Genomic DNA, 18832 nt, shown 5'->3' on the forward strand with positions numbered 1-18832 from the left:
ATTCAAATCTAGAAACACGTAAACCACAATGGTTTACGCATCTAAAAGACTGGTTTACTCAAGAACAGTTAATCTTAAAGGGCTTAGAACTGGATCCAATTTTTCAACATACTTACTTTACAGCGCATGCCTTAGTGGATGCGTTAAGAACCAGAGATTACCAACGTTTTATCGAAGCTTTAAGTAGAACTGACAAAGTCAGTTCACAGCTTGAAATAACCATGAAAACCTATCGTAAACATCTGTCTCTAATTAAGAACATGATGGCAAGTACCTACTCCAATGGTCCTTTAGAGGGCGTTAATCGAAAAATAAAGCAAATCAAACGGACGGCGTACGGGTACAAAAATTGGTCGCGTTTTTACACACGAATTCGGATTGAATTTACAATTCAGAACAAAAAAAGAAAACCAATTCGAAAATGAATTGGTTTCCTCATAAAGTTACTCATCAACAGCCGTTGACAAAGAGCCAAAATTTTCTGATTGGCTTTTTGTCCCAAAACTCATTTTTTATGTTCATGCCACATTAACTACATGTCCGTCAACAAGCCATCAATAATTGCTAATACGCCATCATGATTATTGTCGAGGGGCGTCTCGTAAGTTGCCACCTGTTTAACGGGGGCAATGGCATTTTTCATCGCGTAACTGTAATCCGCTTCACGCAACATCTCAAGGTCATTACCGTTATCGCCAAATGCAGCCGTCTCACTAGGCGTCACCTGCCAGTGTTCCTGTAAATAGGCTAGCCCAGCCGCTTTATGCACGTGCGGTGGAATCACGTCTAGCCCATTGCCACCACTAACCGTTGCGCGTAGTCGCTGATCAAAGTGCCGATTAATCGCCGCGGCGTGCACGTTAGCGTCCGCATCCGGCCAACTAAAGTTCACTTTATAAACGTGGTCGCTGATTGTCGTTAAGTCATCAACAACGTGTAAATCACTTAAAAAGTACCGCATTAACGGATTGTCGTCTTGTGGTCGAATGTAAGCACCCTGCTTACCCGAAATTGAGATCTGCACCCCAGCCATCGCCGGTGTCGTGGCGACGAAGGTCAACAATTCCCGTAATAGGTCTTGGTCGATCAGACTTTCATGCAACGTCTGACCATGGTTATCCATCACGAGTCCCCCGTTTTCCGCCACGTAAGTCAATTCACCGTCAATCCCGTCAAAGACGTCGATACAATGCTGGAGCTGATTACCACTTGCAACCACAAAGTGCTGCCCCTGACGATTCATTTGATCTAATTGAGCCTGAAACCGGTTGCGGTCAAACTGATGGTCATCCCGCAAAAACGTGCCGTCAAGGTCAGTTGCAATAATTTTAACTTTCAAGGATCTGAGCCCCCCTAAGAATGTATAAGCCTATTTTACCAGACTTGAAAGGGGTTTCAACTAGTAACCTTGATCTTCGTAGTCTTCCAGCATACCCACCATTTCACCGTCGTCCGGTTCAATGGCCAAGTAATTCCGCAAAGCGGCAACCGTTTCCGTGAGCATCCCGGCCTCCCTAAAGAAGTAAATCGCTGGTTTTAAGAAGTCGACGTTATGTTCAAAGAACGGGTACGCGGCTAAGTAGTTATCCCGGGCTTCCTTGAAGTGATCCAAGTGATCGTCCGAGACCGCCAAGTTCCAATAAAATTGCGGGTCAAACTCATTAATCTGCAAGTATTGATCCAACAAGTTCACGTTATCTTGATAGCGCTCTTGTTGAACTAACAAATTGGAAAGCTCTAAGACCGTGGTCAAATTATCCGGGTCAATGCTTAGTCCTTCCCGCAAATACTTCTCAGCAAGGTCCTGATCGTCCAATTTAAGGGCTAAGCGGGCCGTCCGCAAGTAGAGTTGCTCATTGTACTGGTCGACAGCCAAACCTTCTTGTAGCGTCAACAACGCGTGATCCAGTTGATGCAACTTTTCCTGCGCTTCAGCTAAGTACGGGTAGACGGACGCATACTGCGAGTCCTGTTCCTGCAATTTCTTGAAAACGTCAATGGCCTTGCGCGGTTCATCAAGCTGTAAGTACGTAAAGCCCAGTTCAAATTGACTGTCCGGTGTTAACTTGGCCGGCTTGATCTGTTCTAAGTACCCGACGGCTTGTTCAAAGCGCCCAGCTTCAGCGTAGGAAACCCCAATTCGTTCAACTAAATTAACTTTAGAAATTTCCAGTTGACCCTTTTTGATCAAGTCCAAATAGAAATTAATCGCCTTATTATAGTTACGAATCAAGAAGTAAAATTCAGCTAACGCAAATTCAACGATCGGTTCGTCCGAATCAATTCGGTAAGCTTCCAATAGCTTTTGTTCGCTCACTTCAAACAGTTCCTGCGTTTGGTACAGGTCCGCTTCAACGAGCAGCGCTTGAACGTAAGCTGGTGAATCTGGCTTAACCTGGTGTAAATAATCCAAGGCCAGGTCCGTATCACCTTCATCAATGGCAATATCGGCTAATCCCGTTTTTAAATCATCTTCATTGGGATATTTTTTTAATAGTTTTTGATAAGTACGGGCGGATTGCTTTAAAAATCCAAGTCCGTAGAGTTCTTCGGCCAAGCTAAACAACGTGTCGTCATCATCTTTGCGTAATGCCCAGGCAAAGTGTTTCTTGGCCGTTTCAAGTTGCCCATTTGACAAGGCGGCAAGCATTTTTTCTGAGTAAGACATGGTACACCCCTTAAGAATGGCTTGGGCCACCAACTACGCCTCCGTTAGTTTAGCCCAAGTTTAAGTTAGTATGACTGCACGCCGATCAATGTCGCCGTGCAATTCGACTAATAAGCATAACGCAAAACAGTACAAAAAAGCCAGTATAACGATTGCTATACTGACTTAAAAAGTTTGCACTTTATGAAAATTATTTAACTGCATCCTTCAAAGCTTTCCCTGGTTTAAATGCAGGTACTTTGCTTGCTGGAATTTGGATTTCGTCACCAGTTTGTGGGTTACGGCCCTTACGAGCAGCACGTTCACGTACTTCGAAGTTACCAAATCCGATCAGTTGAACTTTTTCACCCTTTGCAAGAGTGTCTTGGATTGATGCAAAAACTGCATCTACTGCAGCAGTTGCGTCTTTCTTAGTTAAGTTAGTTGCGGCAGCAACATTGTTAACTAATTCAGCCTTGTTTGCCATGTTTGAATTCACCTCCCCTTTACAGAGTGAAGATGTAGAAGTCTTTTTTTAAATGACGTACATCCAGATGATCATTTTTGAGTGGTCCAAAAATGAGAGAAACGATGACAAGCATCATTTCTTCATCAAAGATAGCATAGGAATGCTGTAATAGCAAGCTTTTTTAGACCTTTTGCATAAAATATCGGAATCGAGTAATAATTATTTACAACCCCAATTGATTGTGCTAAAATGCTGGTTTTACAGGCTTCCGGCTACTTTCGGCGCCGTTCGATCATATGGATCGGTGTCCCGGTAAAATCAAACGCGTTCCGAATCTGATTTTCTAAAAAGCGTTCGTACGAAAAGTGCATCATATCAGGGTCGTTGACGAATACCACGAAAGTTGGTGGCTGAATAGCCACTTGAGTCGCGTAGTAAACTCGTAAGCGTTTCCCGTTGTCACTTGGTGTCGGATTCATCGCAATCGCATCCATAATGACGTCATTTAAGACGGAAGACTGGATTCGACGCATGTGGTTCGTATTAACTTGCTTGATCAAAGCAGGTAATTGTTCCAAACGCTGCGTCGTCTTCGCAGAAACAAAGATGATCGGTGCGTAGGCCAAGTAAACGAATTGATCCCGAATGTAGGCTTCAAATTCCTTCATCGTGTGGTTATCCTTTTTGACCAGGTCCCACTTGTTGACCACGATAATAATCGCCTTACCCGCTTCATGCGCGTAGCCAGCGACCCGCTTATCTTGCTCACGAATGCCTTCTTCACCGTTGATCACGAACAGGGCGACGTCACTGTTGTCAATGGCCTTTAACGCCCGCATGACACTGTAACGCTCGGTGTTTTCGTAGACTTTACCCTTCTTACGAATTCCGGCCGTGTCGACCATGACAAAGCGGTCGCCAGCCTCATCGGTAAACTTCGTATCAATGGCATCACGGGTCGTCCCAGCCACGTCTGAGACGATGACCCGGTCTTCTCCTAGCAGCGCGTTGACAATTGAAGATTTACCAACGTTAGGCCGACCAATCAAACTGAAACGAATCGTCCCAGGTTCATCTTCGCCACTTTTTTCAGGGAAGTTTTTCACGACGGCGTCTAATAAATCACCCAGCCCTAAGCCGTGTGACCCAGACAATGGGTATGGATCACCGAAACCGAGTGAATAGAAGTCATAAATCTCCGAGCGTAACTCAGGATTATCGACCTTGTTGACTCCTAAAACGACCGGTTTATCTGACCGGTATAGGATTTGGGCAACGTGCTCATCCGCATCGGTCACCCCACCCTTGACGCTAACCAAATAAATGATCACGTCAGCTTCATCAATCGCAATTTCGGCTTGTTCCGTAATTTGCTTAATGAACGGGGCGTCTTCAATGTCGATCCCCCCGGTGTCAATTAAGCTGAACGACTGTCCAAGCCACTCGCTGTTCGCATAGATGCGGTCACGAGTAACCCCCGGCGTATCTTCAACAATTGAAATCCGGTCACCGGCGATCCGGTTAAAAATAGTCGATTTCCCAACGTTCGGGCGCCCGACAATGGCGACAACTGGTTTTGCCATCTAAATTCCTCCTTTGCCTAAATAATTCATAATCATAAAAAAATATCCTTCAAGGCAAGCTTGAAGGGTATTTTTTACTCAATCAATGATTAGTTTTCATCATTGTTGTTTCCAGCATTCTTCAATTCGTTACCGATCAAATCGCCTAAAGTGAAACCACTTTGTTCTTCTGGGGCGTTCGCCGTTGAACGTTCGCTAGCAGTCCGGTTGTCGCGACTATTGTTGTTACGACGACGGTTGTTGCTACGACGTTCTGGTTGAGCGGCTTCTTCTTCGCCTTCAGCAGCTTGTGGCTTTTCTTCCAAAGCTTTGATGGATAAAGCTAAGCGCTTTTCGTCAGGACGAACATCTAAGACCTTAACTTTGATTTCTTGGCCAACCTTTAAAACGTCATTTGGCGTTGCAATGTGTTGGTGTGAAATTTGAGAAATGTGAACTAAACCTTCAACGCCAGGGAATACTTCAACGAAGGCCCCAAAGCTAGTCAAACGTTTAACTTTCCCATCAAGAACGGCACCTTGTGGCGCTTTTTCTTCAATCCCGTCCCAAGGTTCTGGTAAGGTTGCTTTGATGGATAATGAAACCCGTTCGCGGTCTGCGTCAACGGATAAAATCTTAACCGTAACTTCTTGACCAACCTTCAATACGTCAGCAGGCTTTTCAACCCGTTCGTATGAAATTTCAGAAACGTGAACCAACCCGTCGATACCGCCAAGGTCAACAAAGGCCCCGAAGTTAGTCAAACGAGCAACTTTACCTTCAACCGTTTCGCCAGCTTGTAAAGTCTTCAAAGCTTCTTCACGTTGTGCTTCGCGTTGCTTTTCGACAACGGCACGGTGTGATAAGATCAAACGGTTTTCGCTAGGTTCAATTTCAATAATCTTAAGTTCAAGTTCTTGGCCTTTGTAGGCGTTTAAATCTTCAACGTAATGATCATCAATCATTGAGGCAGGGATGAAGCCACGAACACCAGCGTCAACGACTAACCCGCCCTTAACAACTTGTGTTACCGGAGCTTTAATCGTGTGACCTGCTTCGTATTCTTTTTCAACATCGTCCCAAACTTTGCGAGCTTCTAACCGACGATGTGACAGTAAATAACTGCCGTTTTCTTTGTCGCTGCCAATCCGAGAAATGACAACCAAGTCTAAGACGTCACCAACTTTAGCGACATCGTTGACATCTTCGACCCGTTGTGTTGAGAGTTCCTTCAAAGGAACGACCCCTTCAACACCGGTACCTTGGATCCCAACAATAACTTGCTTGTCGTCGTCAATTGCTAAGACTTCACCCTTAACAACGTCACCGACGTTAACTTCTTCAACGCTATTTAAAGCGTCTAAAAGTTCATTTTTCTCATTTTGACTGTTTTCGTTTTCACTCATGCAAATTTCCTCCTGTCAACAATAACTCTAACCTATATCATAGCCGAAAAAGCTATGAAAAGCCAGCTAAAAGCATTAACTTAATGCAATTAGATTGTTGAACTTTGTTTTTTTATAATTTCAGCGATCGTTGTGACCACTTCTTCGATGGACATTGGTGTTGTATCGACCAGTACGGCATCCGCCGCCTGCGTCAATGGTGAAACCTTACGGGTCGAGTCTTTATGGTCCCGTAATTCAATTTCAGCCTGCAATTGGGCTAAGGGAGTTTCAATTCCTTTTTTGATGTTTTCTGCGTACCGGCGTTTTGCCCGTTCCGCCGCAGAAGCCACCAAGAAAATTTTGACTTCAGCATGTGGCAGTACCGTCGTGCCAATGTCACGACCGTCCATCACGATGCCGCCAGCATCAGCCATTTCCCGTTGCTGATCCGTCAAAATAGTTCGTACCTTTGGCAAAGCGGCAATCGTTGACACGTTATTCGTCACGTCCGGTTGTCGAATCGCTTGGGTGATATCCTGCGAGTTAGCAAAAACTAACTGATCAGGTTCGCCCGGCTTAAAGCTAATCTTTAACGACTGCATCGACGCAATGACAGCCGCTTCGTCTGTCAGGCTGACATCGTGTTGCATTGCCCACAGCGTCACGGCCCGGTACATTGCACCGGTGTCGACATAAATATAGCCAAACCGTTTGGCAACCAGCTTGGCCACGGTACTTTTACCAGCCGAAGCTGGCCCATCGATGGCTACTTGAAGTGCTTGTTCAGCCATTAACTATACCCTCACTATCCAAAATTCGTGCTTTTAACGGACACGTAACCGCTGGCCTGCCGAAATGGTGGCTCCTGAGGATAAGCCATTTAATTCAAGTAACTTATCCACGGAAATCCCCGCATTCGTCGCGACCCGGTAGACACCTTGACCAGCTTCTACCGTGACGTACTTACCGCCTGCTGAAGAACTACTGCTGCTGCTTGCACTGGAACTACTCTTAGTACTCGCAGAATCTTCAGAGTCGGATTTAGCAGCGGCCTTGTTACTAGCGGCTTTGGAACTCGCTAGGGCGACGCTACTACTCTTAGCAGCAGCCTTTTTCTTAGCTGCCGCTTCGGAGGCACTCTTTTTACTAGTGGCACTCGATTTATCAGCGACCTTTGTCGAAGATTTCTTCGAACTAGAACTAGCAACTTGTTCGGTCTGTTGCGGATTATTGAGCGAATTTTTCTTCACCAAAAAATAACCAATTGGTGCTAAGGCGAGCAACAAAATTAAAACCACTAGAATGGTGGTTAACGTTGAATTACTACTATCTTGCTTGCGTTTTTGAGTTCGCGATAAATTGCCCGAGTCATCCCGATCGTCTTCAAAAGTTTTATCCCAGGGCTTATCTGCCTGAGGCTTATCATTATCATTTTTTTGACTCATAGGGTGTTCCTCCTCAAAAAACTTTCAACCAATATTGTAACATAACCCTTAATCGATTTCTTTAAGAATTTGGTAAAAACAGCCGGGTTAAGGCTTTTTCCCAGTCCGATGCTTGTGAGGTTACAGTCGTTACCGTTCGAATCAACCCCAGCGTTTCCAGTGGGAGTGCTTCCCCGTCTAGCTGACAACAACCGTCATCGTGGGCCGGCGCTTCTTCATCAAAGTAATTCAGCATGACCGCACGCCGACAAGTGGTGCTCGTAACGTACTTCAACAATTCTCGCAGTTCCCGCTCCTTGGCTTCGGTCCGGGTGGCAAATAACGCCGTCACTTCAGCAACCGTCGCCTGGTGTTGCCAGTAATATTGTAACACCTGACTCACCTCATCGGTCGGTTCCTGTCGCCGGATAAAGCGTTGGTAATCTTGTTCAATTTCGTTAGGCGTTGCCGCGGTTAGTTCATTTAAATTACGGACAAGGGCTTCATCCCCCGGAACGTATAAAATCACCGCTAATGATGGTTGCCCATCCCGACCAGCACGACCAATTTCTTGAACGTAATCCGCTAACGTGGTGGGCAGATGATAATGAATCACCATCCGGATATCCGCTTTATTGATTCCCATACCAAAGGCCGACGTTGCACAAATTACGTCTAAATCACCAGCCATAAACTGCTGCTGAATTTTGAAACGGTCCTCCGCTGATAGCCCAGCATGGTACGCCGCAACCCGCAAGCCGGTCTGATCGCGTAGCCACTCCGCAATCAAGTCCGTTTGCCGTTTGGAACTGAAATAAACGATGGCCGGCCCCGCAACCGTGGTCACTAATTGCTGCAGCCGAACACGTTTAGCCGCCTCATCACTGAGATTGGCAACCGCTAAATAAATGTTGGGCCGGTTGACTGAGTGTAAGATTTGGTGTGCATTGGGTACCCGTAATTGCTGGAGAATGTCTTGACGAACGTGCTTAGTCGCCGTCGCGGTGAGCATCAACGTTCGGGGTTGGCCTAAATCGGCACGTAACGCCCCTAATGACCGGTAATCCGGGCGAAAATCGGGGCCCCACGTTGAAATACAGTGTGCTTCGTCCACGACAAATAAGGCGATCGGAACCAGTTTTAACGCGGCCATCACGGCATCCTGACTCAACATTTCGGGTGAGATAAATAAGTATTTAACGGCTTGGAGGTGATTCAGTAAGTGCTGCCGCGCCCCAAAGTCTAGTTGGGACGTCAACGCAGCCACCCGCTTTTCACCCTGATAATTCAACCGCGCAACTTGGTCTTGCATCAACGAAATCAAGGGTGAAACAACAACGACTAATCCGGGTACCACGCTCCCAACTAATTGGTAAATCAAGGACTTACCCGTCCCGGTCGGTAAAACGGCTAACACGTCTTGCCCAGCTAATAATTGCTGAATAACTTCTAGTTGGCCCGCACGAAAGTGGTCAAACCCGTACTTTTGCTTTAGTAAGTCGTGTAATTCATCCTCGTTCATGTTGACACCTCATAATCTGAAAGAGTCGGAAATAGAAAAAATCCAATTGCGGCATCACGGTTTGAACCTGTGCGAACTGCCAAGTCGTTAATTCGGGCTGATCCGCAAAAATCGTCGTTAATTGCTGACTGACCGTTTTTGTCAGCAACCGTTCAAAGGGGAAGTCCGGCGTTAAAATGGCGACTTCCAGTAAGTGTTCACGGACCGTACTGAGTTTCAGATGGCGCCGTTTAGAAATATTTTCCAAATCGCCAACTTGTAAGAAGTCCTGGAAGGTTCGCTGCGCGCTACTGCTGACTGGTGAAACTTTCACTAAGGGGGCTAGGAGCGCCCACAGCGGATCCGTTTGGTGCTGACCCAGCCAGATGACCCAGCGACACATCAGGTCTTTGCGGATGACTAATATTTCAACTGGTGACCGCTTGAAAGTAGTTGCGAGCTGGGCGTCCGTTTGTCCGGGAAACTGGTAGCCGGTCAGACTCTGAACAAAGATCTGTGCTAATTCATCGGGTAAGCTCACCAAAAAGGCTTGTAACCCATCAAAAATGTTTTGCCCCAACGTGGGACCGTGAAAGCGCCGAAACCACGCCTTGACGATAGCTTGAACACCCGGGTCAGTCGTCACCGGATAGTAACGATTCTCGCGGTGAGCCGCTTCAGACGCGACCTGTAGCGCTAATTGACTTAGGGCTGCAAAGCGACGGACGTCCGTTGTTTGAAAAACGTGCAAGGCAACGGGCTGGTAGCGTAATGCCCACTGACTTTTTTGCCGAGTCGCGCCCTGCGCGGTTAACTGATAATACCCAGGCGTCGGACTAACGAGGTCCCCAGTACTTTGTAGTTGCGCCGCCGTTGCCACAAATTTTTCCAGCGGTACCCCGTGCCAACTGTCTAGCTGGTCTAAGCAACCGTACGTCAGTCCAGCAAACAATGTCGATACGGTTCGACGACCCCGCAGTACGTTAAAAATCCCTTTGGCCCGTCGTGGTTGGGTCGCAAATAAAAATAAGACATAGTCTGAAAACACACCGACGCCTCCTCTCAATTCTAATAGCATAGCACGCCCCGCTACAATGAACCAATCAACACAAAAAAAGTACCCACTCCTCAACGTTAACTCCGTGAAAAGTGGGCACTCGCATTAACTTTTTTTGATTAAACTCGACTTGTTAATTGATTATGATTGCCGAGCCACTTGGCCAACCGTTGGTAAACTAGCCCGAAGACCGTCCCAACCAGGACACCCTTGATTAAGTTGAACGGTACCACCACAAACAACACAAACTTACTTAATGATAATTGGAGATTGAAGCCCATGACCTGTAAATAAAACGGCAATACAAACGTTAAGTTCGCCGTCGACTCGACCACGGTCAAAACAATCGTTGCTATCCCCACCGCCAATGGTAGCCGGTACTTGGGATTACCTTTGTAGTAGCGTAAAACGACCGCAAAGACAATAATCAAGCTAGCAGAGCCTAAAAAGCTTGCTAAAGAGCCGATTAGATCATAAATGGCAAACCCCATCGTCGCAGAATGAATCACTAACTTTAGCACCGTGATGGTGAACGCACCACCAACCCCGTAAAGCAGTAGCCCAATCAAAATCGGAATATCCGAGAAATCAATCTTCATCCACGTTGCCGCGGGAAGAATCGGAAACTCCAGTAACATCAATACATATGCACACGCGCCGAGTAAGGCAATGCCCACTAGTCGGCGTAACGTCGTTTGTTCCATAACGCACCCTCCTATGGGTCATCTTCAATTGAACCCCATTGTCATACCTAAGTAAAAAGACCGCACGAATAACAGTTACTGTCATCCGGGCGGTCTTACTTGCAAGTTTATGGCAAATAAGCTCGATCTTCTTTATACCAGACTTTAACTGTCGACTTTGGAATTGCACCAAATCACTATGCCACTGCATAGGTCGCGGGTTTTTACCGCCGGTCGGGAATTACACCCTGCCCTGAAGATGAACCAAATATTTATTTTTACATTTATATTCTAAGCGCAATGTTATTAAAATGCAAGCGCTATCTTTCACCTTTTAACTTACTAATTTCAATTGGCTTTAATTTACGATACTCACCAGGTTGTAAACTTTGCAAATCTAGAACACCATACCGCTCGCGCTTTAGCTTCGTTACGGGGTGCCCGATTGCAGCCAACATATTCTTCACTTGGTGGTTATGACCCTCATGAATCGTCAATTGGACTAAAGCATTATTTTTTTTATGATCGCTATCTAACAAGTTAGACTTCGCTGGTGCGGTCGTCCGACCGTCAATTTCAACACCTAATCGGAGTTGTTTTAAGTCGGCGTTCGTTGGCACCCCTTCAACTTTTGCCAAGTACGTCTTTTTAACTTCGTACTTAGGGTGGGTCAAACGGTTAGCCAAGTCACCATCATTAGTCATAATCAATAAACCCGACGTGTCGTAGTCTAAACGGCCCACCGGATAGATCCGTTCAGGGACGTCCTTAAAGAAGTCCATGACCGTTTTACGACCCTTTTCATCGTGGACAGTCGTAACGACTCCGCGTGGCTTGTAAAACAAATAATAGACTAGGCTCTCCGCATTCAACGGAAGCCCCTTCACTTCAACGTGGTCACTTGGTTCCACTTTAACCCCAAGCGTGGTTACAGTCTTTCCATTAACTTTGACGTATCCGGAAGTGATCAACACTTCAGATTTACGTCGGGAAGCAACGCCCGCTTCCGCCATAACTTTTTGTAAACGTTCTGCCATTAGTTTTCCTCTCGATCTTGGTCGTCGCCCTGCAATTTATCTTGAAACGCATTGAGGAATAGGTCCGTTTCTGGTGCTGGATTTTCAGCATCGCTCAGTGCGTCCAGATCAATTGTAGGTAAGTCGTCTAGTGTCTTTAAGCCAAAGTAGTCCAAAAATAATTCAGTCGTCCCGTACAAAATTGGTCGGCCGGGTTCGCTTAAGCGTCCCGTTTCAGTCACTAACTGTCGTAAAACGAGCTTCTGAATCGTTGAGCCACTTTGAACCCCCCGAATCTCATCAATTTCAATCCGGGTCAGTGGTTGCCGGTACGCAATAATTGCCAGTACTTCTAGTGAAGCCTGTGACAAGCTCGTCGATAACGGCGCTTCAAAGTACCGTTTCAATACTGGTGCAACCGCGGCCTTCGTTGCCAAACGGTAAGTATTCTCAGTCGACAACACCATCAGTGCACAGTCGGGGTCCTGGTCATACTTGGTCGCTAGATTGGTCAACATCGTGGTGATGGCCGGCTTAGCAAAACTCGTGGCGTGTTCAATTTCCGCCACGGTGATTCCTTCATCACCGGCTACAAACAGTAGCCCTTCAATTTGTTCAATGTTCGTCATGCTGTTGTTCTTCCCGCCTTAAAGTTAAATGAATCGGTCCCAATTGATCACGTTGCGTTAGTTTGATCTGCGCTTGTTTCGTTAATTCAAGGACGGCCATGAAAGTTGTCACCAACATTTCATCACTCGCCGTTACCGTGAATAAATCCGCAAATGCCATCCCCGTATGGTGACGCTGCAACTGCGTTTTGATTTGAGTCATCCGAACGTCGATATTCACGCTCTCAGCCACGACCGTTTTAGTTAGTGGCCGTGCCCGACGGCGTTTATCAACTAATTGCCGAAAAGCAGCCTGCAGATCGTCAACCGTAATTCCAGCCGTGAGCTTAGGTGCACTCAAATCACTGGGCACTAGCATCGCTTCACGTGTGAAATGTTGATGACGCGCCTGTTCCTTGACCCGCAGTTCACCGGCAGCTTCTTGATAGACCTTATAAGCCAACAGTTCTGCCACTAACGAGTCTCTAGGATCATCTTCAGCTGCATCTTCGTCATCATCTGGTTCTGGCTGTGGCAATAAGTAACGACTCTTAATCGTCATCAAAGTCGCTGCCATGACCAGATAATCACCCGCAATGTCTAATTTTAACGCCTGCATTGAGTGCAAGTAATCTAGGTACTGCTGGGTAATGTCCGCAATGGGAATATCATAAATATCCATTTTATTCTGTCGAATCAAATGGAGCAGCAGATCAAGGGGACCTTCAAATTCAGAAATTTTAATGGTGATTGGTTGTTGTTGATTGTTTGTCACGATTTCGCTCCCACTCGCCAATAATTGACGCCATGTCTAAGGTTCCCATGACCCGCTTATGCGGGTACAGCGCTGCTAGCTCATCCAACATCTGTTGTTGATTGTCGGCCGTCCGTTCTTCTGGTGACAGTGAATCATGGTGAACTAAGACAAAGTCAGGCCCAACCTCGATGCCAATGATGCCGCTAAAGTCACCATCGGCTTGCCGCCACAGCAATAGCTGATGGTTGTCAGTGGCAAGGTACCACTGCATCTCGGTCTGTAAGTGCGCTAGGTCTTTGAAATCGGGAATAAACGATAACAATCCCATCGCTACTTTCTCATAATCTTTTCGATATTTAACTAGCAACGTGGACCTCCTTATTAAGCACGCGGATGGTATTTATTATAGACTTCTGCAAGTCGTTTTTTCGTAATGTGCGTGTAGATCTGGGTCGTGGAAATATCCGCGTGTCCTAAAAGTTCTTGGACGACCCGTAGATCCGCACCATTTTCCAAAATATGGGTCGCAAACGAGTGGCGCAACGTATGGGGCGTGACGTTCTTTTCAATTCCAGCGGCTTTAACTTCCGCTTTTAAATTCTTCCAAACACCTTGCCGCGTGAGTTGTCCACCATGATTATTTAGAAACAAGTACGTGTTGCGACGCTTAGGCGAGGCGAGTTTCGGACGGGCAGTCTTCAAGTACTGCTCCACAAAATCAATGGCAACGTCACCAATCGGAATAATGCGTTCCTTGTCGCCCTTCCCAATCGTTTGAATCAGTCCTAAGTCTAAATGCAAATCGTCAAGTTTCAAGTTAATTGTCTCGCTAACCCGTAACCCGGTGGCGTACATCACTTCTAAGATCGTCCGGTCACGTAATCCCAACGGTTTATCCAACTTAGGGACAGCCAACAACCGTTCCACTTCATGTGGTGATAACACCTGTGGCAAATGTTGGGCACGCTTAGGCGTATCGATCTTAATCATGGGATCACTGTCAACCTGGTGTAACTGCGCCAAATACTGAAAAAACTTACGCAGACTAGAGACACTGTGGATGATCGTATTCCGTGATTTACCCCCATCGTCTAGAAACTGCAAGTAATTCAGTAACACGTAGCGGTCAACATCATTATAATCAGTGATTTTTTGCGTCATCAAATATTGACTAAATTCCGTTAAATCTTGCGAATAGCTTTTTATACTATTCGTTACCAGGCCGCGCTCGACACGCAAAAAATGCAGGTAATCAGCAAGCTGGTCCTGCATTCGTTGCTCAATCTTCGGCTTGCTCATCGGTTGGTTCCACCAACTTGATTTCGCCAGGTTCCTGACTGATCAAGCGTTGTTTTAATAAATTACCGACGGCCCGCTTGAATTGGGACTTGCTGATGCCAAAGTACGTCCGGATATCTTCCGGATCACTTTTATCCCAAAATGGTAACTTATGGTCCGCTTGATGTTGGAGTGCGGCCAACAACATCTGCGCATCATCACCAATTTCTTCGTAGCCCCGTGGTTTAAGCGACAAGTTCAATTCGCCATCACGTAAATAACCGATAACGCGGGCTTTCATATGTTGCCCCAAACGTGGTTCTTGATCCCGTTCTGACGGGTGGACAAAGCCTAAATGGTTATCATCGGTAATAACCGTTGTCCCAACAATTTTTAATCGTAAAACGGTCACTTCAGTATCCGAATTTTTAACTTGTTCTTTGTTATACGGTGTCGCTAATGCTTGGAAATCCGTCATTTCAGCTAAGGTTCCCCAAAGCCGGTCTTTATTATCCCGCGTCAATTTAATGTAGAGGCGGTCATCCTTCTTCGGCCATAGACGGCTAATCGTTGGAAGTTCATCCAATGAAACCACGAAGTCTTTATTAGGTAAACCAACATCTACGAACACCCCTAAATCATGGCGCGTCCGGACAACGGTTCCCCAGACAAACTGATCAAACGAAATTTCTGGAACGTGGCGCGTCATTTGTAGACGGTGATCTTCATTCTCATAAACAAAGCCTTCGTAAGAACCGCCAATGTGTAACGGTTTTTCTGGTTCATCCTTATCGACCCACAATGTTTGACCATTCGCCTGTACAAAGTACGCGTCATCATTTTCATCGGTTACCTTTGCAGTAACCACCATTCCCATAATACTGTCCATTAATTTTGCTCCTTTAACCTACTGTAAACTAAGATGTAGGACTTGAATAATGCAATAAGTAATTCCGGCCGCAATAATTGGGCCGGCGGCGATGCCCTTTAATAAGACAACCCCCATAATCGTTCCAAACACGAGGGCCACCGTAATCTCCGGCGTCGCTGACAAGAGACCGACCCCGTGAAAAGACAGGACCGATACCAGGACACCACACGCGACCGCGATCCAACCGACCGGCGATTTAAACGCGTGCAATAGATCCCGAAACCCAATCTGACCGGTCGCGATTGGAATCAAGATAGCAACGGTAATGACCGTTACGCCCCAATTGATCCCTTTTTGACCGATCGTGGTTAAAAGTTTATTCGTATTCGGAATTAACTTGATCAGCAAAACCACTCCGGTCGCAATTTGTAACGACTGATTTTTTCCTAACCAGGCTACGACCAAAATTGCTAATAAAAATAACCAACTTTCCATACGACACCTCACGTGATATTTATTGTAACTGAAAACGCCCCAAATTACGAGGATTCACGGTAATTAACCGTTAAAAGTCCCAACCCCAAGCCAGGATCTTGGCTACAGCTATGTAAATAAAAAGCCGTCGCAAAGCGACGACTTTTCGAAATCAAATTAAATTTGATCTTAAAGGGCGTTTGAAGCACCGCGGTAAACAATCCCACGACGTGAATCAACGGTGATCAATTGACCATCGGCAATCACAGTAGTGGCATCCTTAACACCAACGATAACAGGAATACCCATTGAGATACCAACAACGGCAGCGTGTGAAGTTAAACCACCATTTTCAACAACTAAAGCGCTAGACTTTTCGATTGCTGGTAAGTAGTCTTTGTCGGTAGTCTTAGTAACTAAGACGCCGCCTTCAACAGCCTTGTCGATAGCTTCTTGTGCTGACGTTGCGATTACGGCTTTACCGATAACCGTTTCATCACCAACACCTTGACCATCAGCTAACTTAGAACCAATTAATTGGATCTTCATGATGTTAGTCGTACCGCGTTCGCCAACTGGCACACCGGCAGTAATCAAGATTAAGTCGCCTTCCTTGGCAAAGCCAAGTTCAACAGCTTTAGAAGCAGCTAAATCAAACATGTCATCAGTGGTTTCTGGTTTGTCAGCCACGATTGGTTGAACACCCCAGTTAACCATTAAGCCACGTTGAGTCCGTTCGTCAAAAGTGATAGCTAAGATATCAGCATTAGGACGGTACTTCGAAATCATCTTAGCAGTGTAGCCAGATTCAGTCGCAGCAACAATCGTCTTAATGTTTAAGTTCTTAGCAGCACGGGCAATCGCAATACCGATTGTTTCCGTAACACTGGTCTTGTCGAAACGGTTTAATTGTAAGTTACCATTTTCAGCCAAAGTGTTTTCAGCCTTTTCGTCGATCTTAGCCATCATGGCAACAGATTCAACAGGGTAAAGACCGTTAGCACTTTCACCAGAAAGCATGGTTGCGTCAGTACCGTCAAAGACAGCGTTGGCAACGTCAGATGCTTCGGCACGAGTAGGACGTGGGTTTTCTTGCATTGAGTCTAACATTTGGGTAGCAGTGATAACTGGCATACCTAAAGCGTTACACTTCTTGATCAAGCTCTTTTGTACCAAAGGCACATTTTCAGCTGGAATTTCAACACCCATGTCACCACGAGCAACCATCAAACCATCACAAACCTTAAGAATTTCATCGACGTTGTCGATACCTTCTTGTGATTCGATCTTAGGGAAGATTTGAACGTGTTCCATATGCTTTTCTTCAAGTAATTCACGGATGTCTAAGACATCTTGTGGCTTACGAACGAATGAAGCAGCAATGTAGTTGATTTCATGATCCAAACCGAAACGAATATCGTCTGAGTCTTTTTCAGTAATCCCAGGTAAGTTGATAGAAACGCCAGGAGCGTTAGTACCTTTACGTGAGCCCAAGACGCCGGCATTTTGAACAGTCGTAACTAATTCGCGATGTGCATCGTCTTTTTCATCGATCTTCATGTCTAATAAACCATCATCGAAGAGGACATGACCGCCAACATGAACATCGTCATAAAGGCCATCATAGGTAACGGCAATCTTTTCCTTGGTTGATTCAAGTGAATCGTCCATAGAAATACGTACCTTATCACCGATCTTGTATTCAGACTTACCGTCTTTTTGAACGGTCGTCCGAATTTCAGCACCCTTGGTATCAAGCATGATACCAACAGTCTTACCCGTAATCTTTTCTGCTTCGTGGACCTTAGTTAAACGATCCAAATGTTCTGCATGATCTCCATGTGAGAAGTTAAAGCGGAAAATATTTGCGCCGGCTTCGATTAATTTAACAATAGTGTCAGTATCGGTGCTGGCAGGACCAAGTGTTGAAACAATCTTGGTTTTCTTCATAAGAAAAATCTCTCCCTTGAAAGTTTTTTATAAAAAGACATTAACGTCATTTTTATCAGAGTTTAGTAATAAAGTGGTTAGCACTTATTAGTGGAATGAAAGTTCTTCGTTCAACTTGCTAAGTGATAATTCCGCTTTATGTTTAGAATCGAATAGGTCCAGGATGTCGTGGCTAACTAATTGGTTTTCTTGAATCCCAACCGCTAAACCACCCTTACCGCTAAGTAAGAGTTCAACAGCGTAAGCACCCATCTTGCTTGCCAAGACACGGTCCTTAGCCGTTGGACGACCACCACGTTGCATATGACCGATGGTGTTGGCACGAGCATCAAAGTCACCGTATTGTGATAACTTTTCGACGAATTCGTCGGCGCTCATAACCCCTTCGGCCAAGACAACGATGTTGCAACGATGACCATTAGCACGGTTGTGCTTGATCTTGTTTGCGATCGTTTCCATATCCCAATCAAGTTCTGGGATCACGATTGCATCGGCACCGGCAGAAACACCAGCCCACATTGCAACGTCACCAGCGCCACGACCCATAACTTCCACAACGAAAGTCCGGTCATGACTGTGAGCCGTATCATAAATCCGATCAAGTGCTTCAACGTCAGTGTTAACCGCCGTATCAAAACCAATCGTGAAATCAGTAAATGGAATATCATTGTCGATTGTTCCGGGAAGACCAATCGTGTTGTAGCCGTGTTCAGTTAAACGTAAGGCACCATGGTAAGAGCCATCGCCACCAATAACGACCAAGGCATCGATACCGAATCGCTTCAGTTGTTCGATTCCTTTTAATTGACCTTCTTCATGAGCAAACTCAGGATAACGTGCGGAATATAACAAGGTTCCACCTTGGTTGACCACACCGTCAACATCTGCTGCTTCAATTTTATGAATGTCACCAGCAACCAACCCAGCAAAGCCGTAGTTGATGCCGTATGCTTCTAACCCTTCGGCCATTGCTTTACGAGCAACGGAGCGAACGGCCGCATTCATACCAGGAGCGTCGCCGCCACTGGTTAAAATACCAATGCGTTTCATTTTTTCACCTCAGGCAATAAATTGAGTTCGTAACTCCATAAGTGATTCTAACACTTTTAAAACTGATTGTCTGTTATTTTCGCAAATTAAATCATGG

General features: G+C 45.8%; 20 protein-coding genes and 1 riboswitch. Of the genes, 1 reads left to right on the top strand and 19 read right to left on the bottom strand.

Features of this window, described 5'->3' with window-relative positions; genetic code table 11:
• The coding region (locus AAA939_RS11895) for a transposase (protein ID WP_338225911.1) at positions 1-425 on the top strand (425 nt) is incomplete at its 5' end.
• Between the two features lie 107 nt (positions 426-532).
• Here the strand turns inward: AAA939_RS11895 and AAA939_RS11900 are convergent.
• The 19 genes from AAA939_RS11900 to pfkA form a co-directional block, all read right to left on the bottom strand.
• Positions 533-1339: a Cof-type HAD-IIB family hydrolase gene (locus AAA939_RS11900; protein WP_338211060.1), complete on the bottom strand. Its 807-nt coding sequence runs from the start codon at positions 1337-1339 to the stop codon at positions 533-535.
• 60 nt (positions 1340-1399) lie between these two features.
• Positions 1400-2668, bottom strand: a complete 1269-nt coding sequence (locus AAA939_RS11905) for a tetratricopeptide repeat protein (RefSeq protein ID WP_338211129.1) — start codon at positions 2666-2668, stop codon at positions 1400-1402.
• A 190-nt stretch (positions 2669-2858) separates the two neighbouring features.
• Positions 2859-3134 (bottom strand): HU family DNA-binding protein, encoded by a 276-nt coding sequence (locus tag AAA939_RS11910; protein ID WP_003640587.1) that lies wholly within the window; start codon positions 3132-3134, stop codon positions 2859-2861.
• A gap of 254 nt (positions 3135-3388) precedes the next feature.
• Positions 3389-4699 carry a ribosome biogenesis GTPase Der gene (der, locus tag AAA939_RS11915; protein WP_338211068.1) on the bottom strand — a complete coding sequence of 437 codons (1311 nt, stop codon included), beginning with the start codon at positions 4697-4699 and terminating at the stop codon, positions 3389-3391.
• An 89-nt stretch (positions 4700-4788) separates the two neighbouring features.
• Positions 4789-6084 (bottom strand): 30S ribosomal protein S1, encoded by a 1296-nt coding sequence (rpsA, locus tag AAA939_RS11920; protein WP_338211070.1) that lies wholly within the window; start codon positions 6082-6084, stop codon positions 4789-4791.
• Positions 6085-6173: 89 nt separating this feature from the next.
• Positions 6174-6857 (bottom strand): (d)CMP kinase, encoded by a 684-nt coding sequence (gene cmk / locus AAA939_RS11925; protein ID WP_338211072.1) that lies wholly within the window; start codon positions 6855-6857, stop codon positions 6174-6176.
• Between the two features lie 33 nt (positions 6858-6890).
• Complete coding sequence (locus AAA939_RS11930) at positions 6891-7511, bottom strand: LysM peptidoglycan-binding domain-containing protein (RefSeq protein WP_338211073.1); 621 nt, start codon at positions 7509-7511, stop codon at positions 6891-6893.
• A gap of 61 nt (positions 7512-7572) precedes the next feature.
• Positions 7573-9012 (bottom strand): RecQ family ATP-dependent DNA helicase, encoded by a 1440-nt coding sequence (locus AAA939_RS11935; protein ID WP_338211074.1) that lies wholly within the window; start codon positions 9010-9012, stop codon positions 7573-7575.
• Positions 8999-10039, bottom strand: a complete 1041-nt coding sequence (locus tag AAA939_RS11940) for a YpbB family protein (protein WP_338211075.1) — start codon at positions 10037-10039, stop codon at positions 8999-9001. Before AAA939_RS11940 ends, AAA939_RS11935 begins: the two co-directional genes overlap by 14 nt.
• A 128-nt stretch (positions 10040-10167) precedes the next feature.
• Positions 10168-10752, bottom strand: a complete 585-nt coding sequence (locus tag AAA939_RS11945) for an ECF transporter S component (protein ID WP_338211077.1) — start codon at positions 10750-10752, stop codon at positions 10168-10170.
• Between the two features lie 121 nt (positions 10753-10873).
• Positions 10874-10996: riboswitch (FMN riboswitch) on the bottom strand.
• Positions 10997-11051: 55 nt separating this feature from the next.
• Entirely contained in the window at positions 11052-11768 is a 717-nt protein-coding gene (locus AAA939_RS11950; RefSeq protein WP_338211078.1) for a pseudouridine synthase, read from the bottom strand.
• The gene (gene scpB / locus AAA939_RS11955; protein WP_057707210.1) at positions 11768-12376 is read right to left on the bottom strand and encodes an SMC-Scp complex subunit ScpB; all 609 of its coding nucleotides are present in this window, start codon (positions 12374-12376) and stop codon (positions 11768-11770) included. The genes AAA939_RS11950 and scpB overlap by 1 nt, the downstream gene beginning before the upstream one ends.
• The gene (locus AAA939_RS11960; protein WP_338211082.1) at positions 12363-13130 is read right to left on the bottom strand and encodes a segregation and condensation protein A; all 768 of its coding nucleotides are present in this window, start codon (positions 13128-13130) and stop codon (positions 12363-12365) included. Before AAA939_RS11960 ends, scpB begins: the two co-directional genes overlap by 14 nt.
• Positions 13096-13479 carry an N-acetyltransferase gene (locus AAA939_RS11965; RefSeq protein WP_338211083.1) on the bottom strand — a complete coding sequence of 128 codons (384 nt, stop codon included), beginning with the start codon at positions 13477-13479 and terminating at the stop codon, positions 13096-13098. The genes AAA939_RS11960 and AAA939_RS11965 overlap by 35 nt, the downstream gene beginning before the upstream one ends.
• A gap of 14 nt (positions 13480-13493) precedes the next feature.
• Positions 13494-14384 carry a site-specific tyrosine recombinase XerD gene (gene xerD / locus AAA939_RS11970; protein WP_338211131.1) on the bottom strand — a complete coding sequence of 297 codons (891 nt, stop codon included), beginning with the start codon at positions 14382-14384 and terminating at the stop codon, positions 13494-13496.
• 7 nt (positions 14385-14391) lie between these two features.
• Positions 14392-15279 carry a CvfB family protein gene (locus AAA939_RS11975; protein ID WP_338211085.1) on the bottom strand — a complete coding sequence of 296 codons (888 nt, stop codon included), beginning with the start codon at positions 15277-15279 and terminating at the stop codon, positions 14392-14394.
• Between the two features lie 18 nt (positions 15280-15297).
• A complete protein-coding gene (locus tag AAA939_RS11980) occupies positions 15298-15756 on the bottom strand; it encodes a DUF441 domain-containing protein (protein ID WP_057707214.1) in 459 nt (152 codons plus the stop codon).
• Positions 15757-15924: 168 nt separating this feature from the next.
• Positions 15925-17685 carry a pyruvate kinase gene (gene pyk / locus AAA939_RS11985; protein ID WP_338211087.1) on the bottom strand — a complete coding sequence of 587 codons (1761 nt, stop codon included), beginning with the start codon at positions 17683-17685 and terminating at the stop codon, positions 15925-15927.
• Between the two features lie 87 nt (positions 17686-17772).
• On the bottom strand, positions 17773-18735 hold the full coding sequence (gene pfkA / locus AAA939_RS11990; RefSeq protein WP_338211089.1) for a 6-phosphofructokinase: 963 nt from the start codon (positions 18733-18735) through the stop codon (positions 17773-17775).
• Positions 18736-18832 lie beyond the last annotated feature (97 nt).

Origin of the sequence: Lactiplantibacillus paraxiangfangensis (assembly GCF_036246185.1) — a bacterium.
Classification (GTDB): Bacteria; Bacillota; Bacilli; order Lactobacillales; family Lactobacillaceae; genus Lactiplantibacillus; species Lactiplantibacillus paraxiangfangensis.

Coding starts and splice junctions, on each gene's coding strand:
- scpB (WP_057707210.1), bottom strand. CDS start 12,376: ATGACGAACATTGAACAAATTGAAGGGCTACTGTTTGTAGCCGGTGAT.
- pyk (WP_338211087.1), bottom strand. CDS start 17,685: ATGAAGAAAACCAAGATTGTTTCAACACTTGGTCCTGCCAGCACCGAT.
- xerD (WP_338211131.1), bottom strand. CDS start 14,384: ATGCAGGACCAGCTTGCTGATTACCTGCATTTTTTGCGTGTCGAGCGC.
- AAA939_RS11930 (WP_338211073.1), bottom strand. CDS start 7,511: ATGAGTCAAAAAAATGATAATGATAAGCCTCAGGCAGATAAGCCCTGG.
- AAA939_RS11980 (WP_057707214.1), bottom strand. CDS start 15,756: ATGGAAAGTTGGTTATTTTTATTAGCAATTTTGGTCGTAGCCTGGTTA.
- AAA939_RS11935 (WP_338211074.1), bottom strand. CDS start 9,012: ATGAACGAGGATGAATTACACGACTTACTAAAGCAAAAGTACGGGTTT.
- AAA939_RS11945 (WP_338211077.1), bottom strand. CDS start 10,752: ATGGAACAAACGACGTTACGCCGACTAGTGGGCATTGCCTTACTCGGC.
- pfkA (WP_338211089.1), bottom strand. CDS start 18,735: ATGAAACGCATTGGTATTTTAACCAGTGGCGGCGACGCTCCTGGTATG.
- AAA939_RS11950 (WP_338211078.1), bottom strand. CDS start 11,768: ATGGCAGAACGTTTACAAAAAGTTATGGCGGAAGCGGGCGTTGCTTCC.
- der (WP_338211068.1), bottom strand. CDS start 4,699: ATGGCAAAACCAGTTGTCGCCATTGTCGGGCGCCCGAACGTTGGGAAA.
- AAA939_RS11910 (WP_003640587.1), bottom strand. CDS start 3,134: ATGGCAAACAAGGCTGAATTAGTTAACAATGTTGCTGCCGCAACTAAC.
- cmk (WP_338211072.1), bottom strand. CDS start 6,857: ATGGCTGAACAAGCACTTCAAGTAGCCATCGATGGGCCAGCTTCGGCT.
- rpsA (WP_338211070.1), bottom strand. CDS start 6,084: ATGAGTGAAAACGAAAACAGTCAAAATGAGAAAAATGAACTTTTAGAC.
- AAA939_RS11975 (WP_338211085.1), bottom strand. CDS start 15,279: ATGGACAGTATTATGGGAATGGTGGTTACTGCAAAGGTAACCGATGAA.
- AAA939_RS11905 (WP_338211129.1), bottom strand. CDS start 2,668: ATGTCTTACTCAGAAAAAATGCTTGCCGCCTTGTCAAATGGGCAACTT.